Genomic DNA, 14,199 nt, shown 5'->3' on the forward strand with positions numbered 1-14,199 from the left:
GGCTCGGCCGACCCCGCCCCGGCCACCGGTACAAATGTCACAGTCACCCCCGGACATCCGTATCTGCCCAGCTCATGGCCGTCTGCGTAAAGTCATGGACATGAGTGATCCGCTGGCCAACGTCCCGAACAAGGCGCCGACCAAATGGGCCTTCCTGCCATGGCTCTTCATCATCAGCGGGAACGCCATCGACGTCGCGAAGGGGAAGCCGCCGCTGCCCTGGCTCGCCGCCGCGGGACTGCTCGTGTTCGCCGCCTGCTACGCCGGCACCATCGCCCTCGGCTTCGACGAGCGCCGCCACTCGCACCTGGCCCGAGCCCTGCTCATCGTCGAGACCGCGGCCGCCTACGCCCTCTCCATCGGCTACGGGTCCGAATGGACCCGGTGCTTCCTCCTGCTGTCGATCAGCGCGGGCATCACACTCCGCGGCACGGAGCGGGCCCTCGCCCTCACGATGATCATCTTCTCCGGCTCCGCCGGGTTCATCACCGGAATGTTCGGCGACGGCGGCGACGCGGCGCTCATGGGGTACGGCACCCTGCTCTCCGGCGTCGTCGTCGCCATGGTCCTCACCCTCTTCGAGACCGTGGCCAAGCTCCGCGACACCCGCGAGGAGCTGGCACGCGGCGCGGTCGAGCAGGAGCGGCTCCGGTTCTCCCGCGACCTGCACGACCTGCTCGGCCACACCATGTCCGTGATCGTCGTCAAGGCCGAGGCCGTACGCCGCCTCGCGCCCCGCGACCTGGACGCCGCCCTCGGTCAGGCCGCCGACATCGAGGCCGTCGGCCGGCAGGCGCTCACCGAGATCCGTGAGGCCGTCTCCGGCTACCGCGAGGGCAGCCTGACCACGGAGCTCGACCGCGCCCGCTCCCTCCTGGACTCCTCCGGCGTCGACGCCCGCATCGCCCAGTCCGGGCCGCCGCTGCCGCCGCAGACCGAGGCGCTGCTGGGCTGGGTGGTGCGCGAGGGCGTCACCAACGTCGTACGGCACAGTGGCGCGACCACCTGCACGGTGGAGGTCCGCGGCGAGCCCGATCGGGTCCATCTGGAGATCACCGACGACGGCCGGGGGCCGGCCGCCGCGCCCGCCGCTCCCGACGCGGTGGGCGGCAACGGCCTCAAGGGCCTCACCGAACGGCTGGCCGCCGCCGGCGGCTCCCTGACCACCGGGTCCGCCGGGCGGCGCGGCTTCCGCCTGGTGGCCGAACTGCCGGTGGACGCGACCGGAGAGGCGGACGGGACGACCGGCGGGACCGCGGGAGGGGCGGCGGCGGACGGGACGGCGGCCGACGGCCTGCCGGGCGCGGCGGGCACGAGGGGCACGACGGGCACCACGGGCACGACGGCGAAAATGGCCGGGGAGACGAACAAGGAGGCCCGGACCGCATGAGCGAGACGACCGGAGTGACCGAGGGGACCGAAGTGGCCGAAGTGACAAAGGTGTTGCTCGCGGAAGACCAGGGGATGATGCGGGGCGCGCTCGCGCTGCTGCTCGGGCTGGAGGACGACATGGAGGTCGTCGCGCAGGTCTCCAACGGGGACGAGATCCTGCCGACGGCCAAGGACGTACGGCCCGATGTCGCGCTGCTCGACATCGAGCTGCCGGGGCGCAGCGGGCTGGACGCCGCCGCGGAGCTGCGCGGGGCGCTGCCGGAGTGCCGGGTGCTGATCCTGACGACGTTCGGCCGTCCGGGGTATCTGCGGCGGGCGATGGAGGCGGGGGCCAGCGGGTTCCTGGTGAAGGACGGGCCGGTGGAGGAGCTGGCGGCGGCGATCCGGCGGGTGCTGGCGGGCGAGCGGGTCATCGACCCGGCGCTGGCCGCGGCGGCGCTGAGCGCGGGGCCGAACCCGCTCACGCAGCGCGAGCGGGACGTGCTGGCCGCGGCGGTGGACGGGGCGACCGTCGCCGATATCGCGGGGCGGGTGCATCTGTCCCCCGCGACGGTGCGCAATTACCTCTCCGCGGCGATCGGGAAGACCGGGACCCGCAACCGGATGGAGGCAGTGCGCACGGCCCGCCAGAACGGCTGGCTGTAGCGGGGCACCAAGCGGCGCCAAGGGGCGCCGGACCCCGTGGGGCCCCCGGGCAGCCGACAGCACAAAGTGACGAGTTGCGGACACAGAGCCACATATTTAGCGTGAAACGCGTGAGGCGCGCAGGACATCTCATCTGGGATGGACCGTCCTCACAGCCGGCGACAGCCGGAGACCGGCCGGAGGAAGGCCACCACGCCGCGGCTGCGCGGCGCGGCCCCGGCCACGCGTCCCGGAACGTCCCGGCTCTTCCGCTCCATCCCGTTGGGATGTCTCTTCGCAGGAGGAAGCAGATGTTTCCGCAGTCGAAGCTCAGCAAGCTCGCCCTCGTGACCGCCACCGGGGCCCTCGCCGCCGCCACGGCGGCCGGGCCGGCCATCGCCTCCCCGGCGGGCGACGGCCACGCCCCGTACAAGGGCCGCGTCATCGCCAAGACCGGCCTGCTCGTCCGTACCGGCCCGAGCACCCACTACAGAGTGGTCGGCAAGCACGGCTACGGCAAGATCGTGCACATCGTGTGCAAGGTCAACGGCCAGAACATCCGCGGCAACCCGCGCTGGTACCTGCTCAGCGACGGTTCGTACGGCTGGTCGTCGGCCCGCTACATCCGCAACATCGGCCGGGCGCCGGCCTGGTGCTGACGCGCGGCGCGGGGCACGCGGGACGACGGCTCCCGCGGCCCCACGCTCCCCGTGCGACCCGCGCGCCGCCGCGCGTCTCCCGCGCACCGCCCGCACCCTGAAGACCCCGTACGCCCCCGCCTCCGGATGCCGAGTGGGCCGGGGCGTACGGCATGCCGCACGGCGCCCGCGTAGAGCGGTCTCCCGCTCGTGCGAAGGCCCGCTACGGCTTGCGCAGCAGCGTGACCACGGCCGCGCCGCCCAGCCCGATATTGTGGGCGAGGCCGGTGCGGGCGCCCTGGACCTGGCGGGGGCCCGCCTCGCCGCGCAGTTGCCAGACGAGTTCGGCGGCCTGCGCGAGGCCGGTGGCGCCGAGCGGGTGGCCCTTGGAGATCAGCCCGCCGGACGGATTGACGACCCACCGGCCGCCGTACGTCGTCGCGCCGTCGGCGACGAGCTTGCCGGACTCGCCGTCCGCGCACATCCCCAGCGCCTCGTAGGTGATGAGTTCGTTGATGGAGAAGCAGTCGTGCAGCTCGATCACATCGACGTCCTCGATGCCGAGCCCGGAGCGTTCGTAGACCTGCCGGGCCGCGGCGCGCGACATGGGCTTGCCAACGACGTCGATACAGGAGCCGGAGGCGAAGCTCTCCTCGGTGTCCGTGGTCATGGCCTGGGCGGTGATCTCCACGGCCCGTCCCATCAGCCCGTGCTGGTCGGCGAACCGCTCGGATACGACGAGGGCGGCGGCCGAGCCGTCGGAGGTGGGTGAGCACTGGAGCTTGGTCAGGGGCCGGTGGATGGTCTTGGCGGCCAGCACCTCCTCGACCGAATAGGCCTCCTGGAACTGGGCGTTGGGGTTGCCCGTCGAGTGCCGGTGGTTCTTCGCGCCGACGGCGGCGAGCTGTTCGGCGGTGGTGCCGTACCGCTCCATGTGCTCGCGGGCGGCGTTGCCGAAGATCTGGGCGGTGGGCGGGGTCTGCTCGAAGCCGTGCCGGGCGGCCATGACGCCGTAGTGCCGGGCGACGGGCGATGTTTTGAAGTCTCCGCCGTCCGCGCCGCCGCCGAGCGCGCCCTTCTTCATCTTCTCGAAGCCGAGCGCGAGGACGCAGTCGTTGACGCCGGCCTCGACGAACTGGCGGGCCATCATCAGGGCCGTGGAGCCGGTCGCGCAGTTGTTGTTGACGTTGTAGACGGGGACGCCGGTGAGGCCGAGCCCGTAGGCGGCGCGCTGGCCGGCCGTCGACGCCTGGTAGCAGTAGCCGACGGGCACCTGCTCCACGAGGTCGTACGGTATTCCGGCGTCGGCGAGCGCCTTGGAGCCCGCCTCCTCGGCCATGTCCCAGTACTGCCAGTCCCGGCTCTCGGGCTTCTCGAACTTCGTCATCCCGACGCCGACGATGTACGCCTTCATGCGGCCAACTCCTCAGATCAGGGGGCGGGGCTCCGGGTCGCGGTCCAGGCCGAGCAGCCGTTCCGCGACGACGTTGAGCTGCACCTGTGTCGTGCCGCCCGCGATGGTCAGGCAGCGGGACATCAGGAAGCCGTGCAGGGCCCGCTCGCCCGGCCCCTCGCGCACCGCGCCCCGCGGGCCGAGGAGTTCGAGGGCGAGTTCGGCGACCTTCTGCTGGTGCGGGGTCTGGACGAGCTTGCGGATGCTGGCGCCCGCGCCGGGCTCCAGGCCCAGGGTCTGCTGGAGGGTCGTACGGAGCCCGATGCAGGCGAGCGCGTGGGCCTCGGCGGCGAGCGCGCCGACCCGCTCGCGCACCGAGCCGTCGGCATCCCCGGTCCGCGCGATCAACGTCTCCAGGCCGGTGTCGAAGGTCAACTGGTCGGCCATGTGGACGCGTTCGTTGCCCAGGGTGTGCCGGGCGACCCGCCAGCCGTCGCCCACCTCGCCGACCACGGCGTCGAGCGGCAGCAGCGCGTCGTCGAAGTAGACCTCGTTGAAGAGGGAGTCCCCGGTGATCTCCTTGAGCGGCCGGATGTCGATGCCCTCGGTCCGCTTCATGTCGACGACGAAGTAGGTCAGCCCCTGGTGCTTGGGGGCGTCGGGGTCGGTGCGGGCCAGCAGGATGCCGTAGTGCGCCCACTGCGCGGCCGACGTCCACACCTTCTGCCCGTTGATCCGCCAGCCGTCCGGCGTCCGTACGGCCTTGGTGCGCAGCGAGGCCAGGTCGGAGCCGGCGCCGGGCTCGGAGAAGAGCTGGCACCACAGCAGTTCGCCGCGGAGCGTCGGCGGCAGATAGCGCTCGCGCTGCGCCTCGGTGCCGTGCGCGATGAGGGAGGGCACCACCCAGGTCGCGATGCCGAGGTCGCTGACCTTGACCTTCGCGGCCGCCATCTCCTGCTGTACGGCCAGTTGCTGTACGGGGCCGGCGCCGAGCCCGTACGGGGGCGGCAGGTGCGGCGCGGCGTAGCCGGTGGGGGCGAGGGCGCGGCGGGCGGCGGCGGGGTCGAGGCCGCGGGCCGCCTCGATGGCGGTACGCGCCCGGACGCGGTACTCGTCGGCCTCGGGGGACAGTTCCAGGCGCAGTTCGCGGCGGGCGCCGTCGGCGGCGAGGCGGGCGGCGCGCAGCCGGTGGGCCGCGCCGGTGCCCAGGAGCTGGCGGGCGACGGTGGCCCGGCGCAGATAGAGGTGGGCGTCGTGTTCCCAGGTGAAGCCGATGCCGCCGAGGATCTGAATGCAGTCCTTGGCGCAGGTGTACGCGGCGTCCAGGGCGGTGGCCGCCGCGAGGGCCGCCGTCAGGGCGCGAGCGCCGGGCTCCGTACCGGCTGTCGCGCGGGCGGCGTCCCAGGTCAGGGCGCGGGCCTGTTCGGTGCGTACGAGCATGTCGGCGCAGAGGTGCTTGACGGCCTGGAACTGGCCGATGGGGCGGCCGAACTGCTCGCGGACCTTCGCGTACTCGGCGGCGGTGGTGAGCGCCCAGTCCGCGATGCCGCACGCCTCGGCGGCGAACAGGACGGCGGCGAGGTCGCGGACGCGCGCGCCGTCCACGGCCACGGCCCGCCCGGCGGGCACGGCGGCCCCCTCGGCCGTGACCTCGGCGGTGGGCCGGGTGGCGTCGGCGCTGTCGTGGGCCCGTACGGTGAGCGTCCGGGCGTCGGCGGCGAGCCACAGCGGGCCGTCGGCGGTCTCGGCGGTCAGCAGGATCAGGTCGGCGTCCGCGCCGCCGAGTACGGGCGGCGCGGTGCCGTCCAGTACGTACCCCTCGCCGGTCGCGACGGCGGTCAGCGTTCCCGGCCCGAGCGCGACGGCCGCGGTGCGCCGCCCCTCGACGAGGGTGCGGGCGAGGTCGGGGCGGTCAGCGGCCAGCAGGGTCGAGGCGAGGACGGTGGGCAGGTACGGGCCGGGCAGCGCGGCCCGGCCGGTCTCCTCCAGGACCACCGCGAGGTCCAGCAGTTCGCCGTCGTCGCCGCCGCACTCCTGCGGCAGGTGCGGCCCGAGCAGCCCGAGTTCGACGAGCCCGGCCCACCACGCGGGCCGTCCGGTGGAGCCGCCGGGAGCGTCGAGCAGTTTGCGCACCTCTTCGGGCGGCACGGCGCGGGCGATCCAGCCGCGGACGGCCTGCGCCAATTCGCGTTGCTCTTGCGTGATTCCGATGCCCATGCGCGCAGATTAGAACACGTTTCATTCTGACGGAAGGTCAGATGCGGGGCGAGGGGGCGGGGAGGGCAGGGGCGGGGGCGGCGGGACTCGTCGGCGCTCAGCAGGACGGCACGGGAGCCGCCGGGCCGGTGGCGCCGGGGGCTCCGGGAGTGCCGGGGGTGCCGGGGGTGCCGGGGGTGCGAGCGGCCCCGATAGTGCCGGCCGTGCCAGCGCTGTCGGCCGTGCCAGCGGTGCCGGCCGTACCAGCGGGTCCAGAGGTGCCGGCGGGGCCGACGGGGCCGGCGGCGGCGATCCGCAAGGTGAACCAGACCGCCTTGCCGGCGGCCTCCGGCCGGGTGCCCCAGGCGTCGGCCAGGGCCGCGACCAGCATCAAGCCGCGCCCGCACTCCTCCGTCGCCGTCGCGAGCCGCGCCCGCGGCCGGGGCGTGCTGCCGTCGGCGACCTCGACGCCCAGCTCCCGGTTGCTGCGCCACAGCCGCAGCCCGATCGGGCCCCGCGCGTGCAGGACCGCGTTGGTCAGCAGCTCCGAGAGCAGCAGCGGCGCGGTGTCCGCCAGCGCTTCCAGCCCCCACTCCCGCAACGCCCCCAGCAGGAACCGCCGCCCGGCCGGCACCGAGGAGGTCTCCCCCGGCAGCTCCACCGAGGCCGTCGCCAGCGGGGCCGCCGGGAAGCCGACCAGCAGCAGGGTCACGTCGTCGGCGTACGCGGTGGTGTCCGGCAGCAGCGTGTGCAGCACCCGGTCCGCGGCCTCCTCCAGGCTCACGGCCGTGGCGAAGACCTCTTCGAGCGTCGAGGCCAGCACCGTCAGTTGCGCGTCGATGTCGCTGCGCGGCGTCTCCACCAGCCCGTCGGTGTAGAGGGCCAGCGTCACGCCGGGCGCGATGGGGACGCTCACCTGCTGGTGCGGCACCCCGCCCACGCCCAGCGGAGTGCCGGTCGGCACCGGCAGCGTGTCGACGGTCGCGTCCGGGCCGATGAGCAGTACGGGCAGGTGCCCGGCCGAACAGGCCGTCAGCGTGCCCCGTCCGGGGTCGGCCTCCAGATAGACGCAGGTGACGAACTGTTCCGGCATGCCGCAGGTGAAGGTGTCCAGCGCCTGGATCAGCTCGCAGGGCGACACGCCCGCCAGGGCCAGCGCCCGGGCCGCCGAGCGCAACTGACCCATGACGACGGCCGCGTCCAGGCCGCGCCCCATCACGTCCCCGATGACGAGGCCGACCCGCCCGGCCCCCAGGTCGATCAGGTCGAGCCAGTCCCCGCCCACCCCCTGCCCCCGCGTCGAGGGCAGATAGCGGCTGGCCGACAGGGTGCCGGGGACCACCTCGCAGACGCCCATCAGGCTCAGCGCCAGCGAGATGTGCCGCCGCTGCTGGTAGAGCTCGGCCAGTTCGCGCTCGGCCCGCTTGCGGTCGGTGATGTCCCGCGTGATCGAGCAGGCGGCCGTGATGGCGCCGCCCCGGGTGCGTACCGGCCACAGCGTCACATCGACGTCCAGCTCCCGGCCGTCGCGGGTGACCCGCCGGGTCTCGTAGTGCTCGATGCGTTCGCCCCGGCCGATCCGCTCCAGCAGGCCGGCCTCCTCGTCCTTCAGGTCGGTCGGCACCAGCACGCCGACGTGCCGGCCGACGGCCTCGGCGGCGCTGTAGCCGTACAGCCGCTGCGCGGCGGCGTTCCAGAAGGCGATCTGCCCGTCCAGGGATTTGATGAGGATCGCGTCGTGGGAGGACTCCACCACCCCGCGCAGCAGTTCGTGCCCGCCCGCGCTGCCCAGCAGCAGCTCCTGTGACATCACCGGTGCCTCACCCCGCATGACCTGCCTGTTGTCCGACCAGCGAGACCGACGGCTCACCGCGCCCCGCGGCGCGCGCCCGAGGGCCGGGCCCGCGGCAGGGTTCGGCCATTGGAGCACCCCCGGGGCCCGGCTCCACCGACATGTCCGATTATGGCCGCCACTTGCCCAACTACTGCACCTTTACGCTCACTTCGCGACTCCACACCACACGTCGGAACATCGGGCATGCAGCGCGGAGGGCCGCTCTCCGGCCGCGCCCCCGGGCCCCTCTCCCCCGCTCTCCCTCCGCCCCGGCGTGTCGGCCCCCGGCCGATCCGGCACGATGGTCCGTCGAGACAGACCGACGGCCAGCAGGGCCGCGACGGCCGCCGCCCCCACCCCCAGGAGGACACCATGGCGCCCAAGCCCGAGACTCTCGCCGCCTTCGAGGCGGCGAAGGGCTTCATGCCCCTCGACGAGGGGCTGGCCCTGCACGCCGCCGCCGAGGAGGCCGCCCGGCTCGGCCTGCCGCTGATCGAGATCGGCACGTACTGCGGCCGCTCGACCATCCTGCTCGCCGACGCCGCGCGGGGCGCCGGGGTGACCGCGGTGACGGTCGATCACCACCGGGGCAGCGAGGAGCAGCAGCCCGGCTGGGAGTACCACGACCCCGAGGTCGTCGACCCCGAGGTCGGCCGCATGGACACGCTCCCCGCCTTCCGCCGCGCCCTGCACGCCGCCGGGCTCGAAGAGCACGTCGTCGCCGTCGTCGGCCGCTCCCCGCAGGTCGCCGCCCTCTGGGCCGCCCCCGTCGGGCTCGTCTTCATCGACGGCGGCCACACCGACGAGCACGCCACCGGCGACTACGAGGGCTGGGCCCCGCACCTCGCGCCCGGCGGGGCCCTCGTCATCCACGACGTCTTCGCCGACCCGGCCGACGGCGGCCAGGCCCCGTACCGCGTCTACCGCCGCGCCCTGGAATCCGGCGCGTTCACCGAGGTCTCGGCCACGCGCTCGCTGCACGTACTGCGCCGTACGGGGCGCGGGGTGTAGGGGGATAGCGGGGCGCGGTCCGGGGCGGCGCGCGGTCCCGGGCAGCCTGGCACGGCGCGTACGGGCGAGGGCTCGCCCACGGCCCCGTACGGCCCGCGCCCGCCGACCCGTACGACCCGCACCCGCCGTCCCCTGCGGACCGCGCCTCCGCCCTCCCGCGCGGCCGGCCGCCCACTCCCCCGTACGGCCTACGCGCTGTGCGCCGTACGGGCCAGGGTGCCTGCGCCGTACGGTCGCTGATCCCGTGGCGGGGAGGTACGGGAGGCGGGTGCCGCGGGGCGAGGGGTTAGCATCGCCCGCGTGTCGAACGGCAGACCTGATTCCGCGCCCCGCCGCCCGCGAGTCGGCCCCCTCGTCGCAGGGCTGGCCGTGCTCATACCGATCGGCTACGCGGGCTGGCTGGCGTGGGACGCGGCGGCCGGGGGCGGCAGCGCCGAGGACGACGCGAAGCGCCCGGCGGCGAGCGCCGCGCCCGCCGGTCCGGGCTCGCCCTCGTCGGCGCGGCCGCTCGCCGGGAAGACGGTCGTCATCGACCCCGGGCACAATCCCCGCAACCGCGACCACGTCGCCGAGATAGCTCGCGCCGTGCAGGCGGGGCGGGGCCACAAGGAGTGCGACACCACGGGGACGGCGACCGACGCCGGGTACGCCGAGGCCGCGTTCACCCTCGATGTCGCGCACCGCATGCGGGCCCTGCTGGAGGCGCGTGGTGCCAAGGTCGCGCTCACCCATGACGCGGACCGGCCGTTCGGGCCGTGCGTGGACGAGCGGGCGAGAATCGGGAACGCGGCCCACGCCGACGCGGCGGTTTCCGTGCACGCGGACGGTTCCACCGTGGGAAACCGGGGATTTCACGTCATTCTGCCCGCGGCGGTCAAGCAGGACGGCGCCGACACTTCCGCCATCGTCGGTCCGTCACGCGTACTCGGCGAGCGTATTGCGGATAAGTTCTCCGGCGCGACGGGCAGTCGTCCGGCCAACTACATCGCCGCCGGCAGCGGCGTGAATGTCCGCGATGACCTGGGCGGCCTCAACCTCTCCACGGTGCCGAAGGTGTTCATTGAATGCGGCAATATGCGCGACCCGAAGGACGCAGCCGAACTCACCGACGCGAAGTGGCGGCAAAAAGCGGCACGCGGTATCGCGGACGGCATTACGGACTTCTTGGCGAGGTGAGGAGCGGCGGTGGGCCCAAGGGCCCGCCGCCCGTCTTCCCGGCCCCGTCACAGGCCGTCCGGGGGCGCCGCCGGGCCGTTCGGAGGCCGCGTCGGGCTCCGTGGAGCGGCAGGCCACGCGCGTGTCACAGGGGTGAAACGATGAGGACGCCCCGGCCGTCCAGGCGATATGTTCACCCGTACGATGGGGGGCCACCCCCGCGCCCTCGCAGCTCGCGTTCCGGCGACAGCGACAAAGAAGACCGACGAGACCGACAAAGGATTTCAGGTGAACATCCGCTCCCTCACTAGAGGCGACGGCGTGGTGATCGGAGCAGCGGTGTTGCTGTTCATCGCCTCGTTCCTCGACTACTACTCCGTCGACAACTGCGGTCGATTCTGCGACAGCCTCAAACTGCCCAACGCGTGGTCGACCGACGAGCTTTTCCTGGTGCTCCCCTCGGTGATCCTGACCGGCCTGATCGGCGCGATCCTTATCATCGCCGCGCGCTTTCAGCCCGCCGGCCGCAAGCTCGCGGGTCTCTCCCTCGACCAGTGGGGCGCGGGCCTCACGATGGCCGCGGCCTGGTCCTCGATCTGGTCCCTGCTGGTCATGCCCGAGAAGGCGTCGGCGGGCATCGGCTCCATCCTCGGTGTGATCGCGACCCTGGCGCTGGCCGCGGCGGCCGTGCTCACGCCGCGCGTGCCGGCGCTGAAGGCGGGCCTGCTGCCGGCGGCGGGCCCGAAGCCGTCCCCGTACGGCGTCGGCCCGAACCCGGGCTACGGCTACCCCGGCCCGGGCGCGGGCCAGCCCTCCCCGTACGGCGCGCAGCAGCCGTACGGCGCCCAGCCCGGCCCGCAGCAGCACGGCGGTCAAGGTGGCCCCGGTCAGGCCGGCCCGGCAGGGCAGGGGGGCCAGGGCGGTCAGCCGATGGCCGCCGCCGCGCAGCACCAGCCGGGCCCGGCCGCGCAGCCCGCGGCGGCGCAGCCCGGCCCGGAGTTCGCGCCGTTCTGGTTCGCGGTGCCGGTCGCCCGCCCGCTGTACGCGGAGGACGGCGCGCCCACCCCGATCGCCGAGCTCGCGCCCGGCACCTGGTACCTCGCGGTGGACCAGCGCGGCCAGGCGCTCATCGCGCAGACGCAGGACGGCCGCCGGGGCGTTCTGCAGGACACCACGGGCATCCAGCGCGGCTGACAGTTTACGGCCCCTCGCCCGCATGAGTGGGAGAGGGGCCGTAGCCATGCCCGAGCCGTGCCCGAGCCGTCCGGGTCGGCGTCCGAGTGGGCGAGTCGGCGTCCGCGCGGGCGGGACCGTTGCCTGGGCCGCACCCCGGCCCGTACAGTCACGACGCACCGCAGATAACTGACGCGCCGTCAGCTAAGCGGACGAGTCCGCCGGCGCGAACCGGAACCGGCGACCTTCAGGAACAGCGACCCGTGGAGGGCACACCATGCGGCTCGGCCTCGCACTCGGCTACTGGGGGCGCGGCCCCGACCCCCGCCACCTCGAACTGGCGCGCCTGGCGGAGGACTTGGGATACCACTCCCTCTGGACGTCCGAGTCCTGGGGCTCGGACGCCTTCACCGCGCTGACGTGGCTCGCCGCGCACACCAAGCGGATCAGGCTCGGCACGGCGGTCGCCCAGATGGCGGCCCGTACGCCCACGGCCACCGCCATGCACGCGCTGACGCTCGACCACCTCAGCGGCGGCCGGATGCTGCTCGGCCTCGGGCTGTCGGGCCCGCAGGTCGTGGAGGGCTGGTACGGGCGCCCGTTCCCCAAGAGCCCGCTGACCGCGACGCGCGAGTACGTGGACGTGGTCCGGCAGGTGCTGCGCCGCGAGGCCCCGGTCGAACTCGCCGGCCGGTTCCACTCCCACCCCTACCGGGGCCCGGACGGCACCGGCCTCGGCAAACCCCTCAAACCGATCACCCACCCGCTCCGCGCGGACCTGCCCGTACTGCTCGGCGCGGAAGGCCCCAAGAACATCGCGCAGACCGCGCGCATCGCCGACGGCTGGCTCCCGCTGTACTGGTCCCCCGCCCGCGCCGACACCTACGCCCCGGCCCTCGCCGAAGCGCCGCCCGGCTTCCTGGTCGCCCCCATGGCCCAGGCGAGGCTCTGCGACGACGTCGCGGAGGGCCTGCTCCCCGTCAAGGCGATGCTCGGCTTCTACATCGGCGGCATGGGCCACGCCACCCGCAACTTCCACGCCGACCTCATGGCCCGCATGGGCTACGAGGACGCCGCCCGGCGCGTACAGAAACTCTTCGCCGAGGGCCGCCGCGACGAGGCCATCGCCGCCGTCCCCGACACCTTCGCCGACGAGATCTCCCTCATCGGCCCCCGCCCCCGCATCGCCGAACGCCTGGACCTGTGGCGCGCGGGCCCGGTGACGGACCTCCTGGTCACGGCCTCGAACCCGGCGACCCTGCGAGTGCTCGCCGAACTCAACGGGTGAGCGGGGGCTCGTACGGGCCGGGGCTCACGCATTGATGGAGGGCGGCTTGCCCTTGTGGCGGAGCCAGGTGTCGAAGACGGGGCCGAGGTCTTTGCCGGACTGCTCTTCGCAGTGGCGGATGAACTGCGCGGTGTCGGCGTTGCCGTGCCGGTGGTCCTTGGTCCAGGCGCGTACGGTCGCGAAGAAGACCTTGTCGCCGACGGCCTTGCGCACCTTGTGCAGGACCATGGCGCCCCGGCCGTAGACCGGGGGGTCGGAGACCTTGGCTCCCGAGGGCGGGTCGGCGGGCGGGAAGGCCCAGATGCCGCCGTTCTCGTCGTCGCTCTCGTCGTCGCCGCCGTTGTAGAAGTCGGCGAAGATCTGGTCGGCGGAGCGGCCGCCCGACTTCTCCTCCCACATCCACTCGGCGTACGTCGCGAAGCCCTCGTTCAGCCACATGTCGCGCCAGGTGCGGGGGGTGACGGAGTTGCCGAACCACTGGTGGGCCATCTCGTGCACCACGAGCGCCTCGTCGGGGGCCGAGTCGTAGTACGGCTTGGTCTGGGTCTCCAGCGCGTACCCGAGGTCGGGGTTGTGGTCGACGATCGCGCCCGCGCTGCGGAAGGGGTACGGGCCGAAGAGGCCGCTCTCCCAGGCGAGGACTTCGTCGATGGTGCCGGGTACGTCGACGCTGTCGTCGGCCTCGGTCTCGGCTTCCCTGGGGTCCGTGGCGACGTAGACGGGGATGTCGCCGGAGCGCGAGGTGGCGACGTCGAAGCGGCCGACGGCGACGGTGGCGAGGTAACTGGCCGTGGGTTCGTCGTTGTGCCAGGCGAAAGTGGTACGGCCGGCCTTGGTCTCCTTGCGCTTCAGCTCGCCGTTGGCGACGGCCGTGAACTCCTCGGGAACGGTGACCGTGATGTCATAGGCCGCCTTGTCCGAGGGGTGGTGGTTGCCCGGGAACCAGGTCATCGACCCCGTGGGCTCGCCGAGCCCGACCGCGCCGCCGTCCGTCTCGACCCAGCCTTCCTGCGAGCCGTCGGCGCCCTCGATCGCCTGCGGAACCCCGTCGTACACGACGGTCGTCGTGAACTCGCGGCCCTTCCCGACGGCCGACTCCGGCGTCACCGTCAGCTCCGTGCCTTTACGGGCCGTACGGGCCGCCTTCCCGTCGACGCTCGCGCTCCGCACCGTCAGCCCCTTGAGGTCCAGGTTGAACGCGCTGAGCGACTGGGTGGCGGTGGCCTTGATGACCGCCTTGCCCTTGAGGCGGTTGCCGTCGGGAACGTAGTCGAGCGTCAGGCCGTAGTGGCGGACGTGGTAGCCGCCGTTGCCGAGCCCGGGGAACAGCGGGTCCCCGACCCCGGCGGCCCCGGCCGCCGCCTCCTCCTCGTCGTGACTCGCGCTCGTACAGGAGGCGGTGAGCGCCAGTACGAGCGGCAGCGCGCAGGCCAGGAGGCGACGGCGCGGGGCCGGGCGCCGGGCGGCGGCCACTCTCGGCGTGGCCCGTGTCCGC

At 73.7% G+C, this 14,199-nt stretch carries 11 protein-coding genes; 7 read left to right on the top strand and 4 right to left on the bottom strand.

Going from position 1 to position 14,199, the window contains the following annotated elements; translation table 11 throughout:
- The first annotated feature begins 100 nt into the window (after window positions 1-100).
- The 3 genes from IF55_RS05560 (at window position 101) to IF55_RS05570 (ending at window position 2,675) form a co-directional block, all read left to right on the top strand.
- Window positions 101-1,390 (top strand): histidine kinase, encoded by a 1,290-nt coding sequence (locus IF55_RS05560; protein ID WP_063763883.1) that lies wholly within the window; start codon window positions 101-103, stop codon window positions 1,388-1,390.
- On the top strand, window positions 1,387-2,037 hold the full coding sequence (locus IF55_RS05565; protein WP_211269945.1) for a response regulator transcription factor: 651 nt from the start codon (window positions 1,387-1,389) through the stop codon (window positions 2,035-2,037). The genes IF55_RS05560 and IF55_RS05565 overlap by 4 nt, the downstream gene beginning before the upstream one ends.
- A 290-nt stretch (window positions 2,038-2,327) precedes the next feature.
- Complete coding sequence (locus IF55_RS05570) at window positions 2,328-2,675, top strand: SH3 domain-containing protein (protein WP_030876139.1); 348 nt, start codon at window positions 2,328-2,330, stop codon at window positions 2,673-2,675.
- 202 nt (window positions 2,676-2,877) lie between these two features.
- Here IF55_RS05570 and IF55_RS05575 read toward each other — a convergent pair whose 3' ends face one another.
- From IF55_RS05575 to IF55_RS36195, 3 genes are all read right to left on the bottom strand, one after another.
- Window positions 2,878-4,068 (bottom strand): lipid-transfer protein, encoded by a 1,191-nt coding sequence (locus IF55_RS05575; protein ID WP_030876141.1) that lies wholly within the window; start codon window positions 4,066-4,068, stop codon window positions 2,878-2,880.
- A 12-nt stretch (window positions 4,069-4,080) separates the two neighbouring features.
- Window positions 4,081-6,264, bottom strand: coding sequence for an acyl-CoA dehydrogenase family protein (locus IF55_RS05580; RefSeq protein WP_030876143.1), 2,184 nt, complete (start codon window positions 6,262-6,264; stop codon window positions 4,081-4,083).
- A 97-nt stretch (window positions 6,265-6,361) separates the two neighbouring features.
- Window positions 6,362-8,053, bottom strand: a complete 1,692-nt coding sequence (locus tag IF55_RS36195; protein WP_063763884.1) for an ATP-binding SpoIIE family protein phosphatase — start codon at window positions 8,051-8,053, stop codon at window positions 6,362-6,364.
- A 396-nt stretch (window positions 8,054-8,449) separates the two neighbouring features.
- Here IF55_RS36195 and IF55_RS05590 point away from each other — a divergent pair, with 396 nt between their 5' ends.
- From IF55_RS05590 to IF55_RS05605, 4 genes are all read left to right on the top strand, one after another.
- Window positions 8,450-9,088, top strand: a complete 639-nt coding sequence (locus IF55_RS05590) for a class I SAM-dependent methyltransferase (protein ID WP_030876149.1) — start codon at window positions 8,450-8,452, stop codon at window positions 9,086-9,088.
- Window positions 9,089-9,388: 300 nt separating this feature from the next.
- Entirely contained in the window at window positions 9,389-10,264 is an 876-nt protein-coding gene (locus IF55_RS05595) for an N-acetylmuramoyl-L-alanine amidase (protein ID WP_030876152.1), read from the top strand.
- 267 nt (window positions 10,265-10,531) lie between these two features.
- Entirely contained in the window at window positions 10,532-11,437 is a 906-nt protein-coding gene (locus tag IF55_RS05600) for a hypothetical protein (RefSeq protein ID WP_037962793.1), read from the top strand.
- A 256-nt stretch (window positions 11,438-11,693) separates the two neighbouring features.
- Window positions 11,694-12,704 carry an LLM class F420-dependent oxidoreductase gene (locus tag IF55_RS05605; RefSeq protein ID WP_030876157.1) on the top strand — a complete coding sequence of 337 codons (1,011 nt, stop codon included), beginning with the start codon at window positions 11,694-11,696 and terminating at the stop codon, window positions 12,702-12,704.
- Window positions 12,705-12,728: 24 nt separating this feature from the next.
- On the opposite strand, the gene IF55_RS05610 is transcribed toward IF55_RS05605, so the two are convergent.
- Window positions 12,729-14,177, bottom strand: coding sequence for a M1 family metallopeptidase (locus IF55_RS05610; protein ID WP_030876160.1), 1,449 nt, complete (start codon window positions 14,175-14,177; stop codon window positions 12,729-12,731).
- Window positions 14,178-14,199: the final 22 nt, after the last annotated feature.

The organism is Streptomyces varsoviensis, assembly GCF_000718635.1.
Classification (GTDB): Bacteria; Actinomycetota; Actinomycetes; order Streptomycetales; family Streptomycetaceae; genus Streptomyces; species Streptomyces varsoviensis.

Excerpts from the sequence above, each read along its gene's own strand:
- IF55_RS05560 (WP_063763883.1), top strand. The coding sequence starts at position 101 with ATGAGTGATCCGCTGGCCAACGTCCCGAACAAGGCGCCGACCAAATGG.
- IF55_RS05565 (WP_211269945.1), top strand. The coding sequence starts at position 1,387 with ATGAGCGAGACGACCGGAGTGACCGAGGGGACCGAAGTGGCCGAAGTG.
- IF55_RS05570 (WP_030876139.1), top strand. The coding sequence starts at position 2,328 with ATGTTTCCGCAGTCGAAGCTCAGCAAGCTCGCCCTCGTGACCGCCACC.
- IF55_RS05575 (WP_030876141.1), bottom strand. The coding sequence starts at position 4,068 with ATGAAGGCGTACATCGTCGGCGTCGGGATGACGAAGTTCGAGAAGCCC.
- IF55_RS05580 (WP_030876143.1), bottom strand. The coding sequence starts at position 6,264 with ATGGGCATCGGAATCACGCAAGAGCAACGCGAATTGGCGCAGGCCGTC.
- IF55_RS36195 (WP_063763884.1), bottom strand. The coding sequence starts at position 8,053 with ATGTCACAGGAGCTGCTGCTGGGCAGCGCGGGCGGGCACGAACTGCTG.
- IF55_RS05590 (WP_030876149.1), top strand. The coding sequence starts at position 8,450 with ATGGCGCCCAAGCCCGAGACTCTCGCCGCCTTCGAGGCGGCGAAGGGC.
- IF55_RS05605 (WP_030876157.1), top strand. The coding sequence starts at position 11,694 with ATGCGGCTCGGCCTCGCACTCGGCTACTGGGGGCGCGGCCCCGACCCC.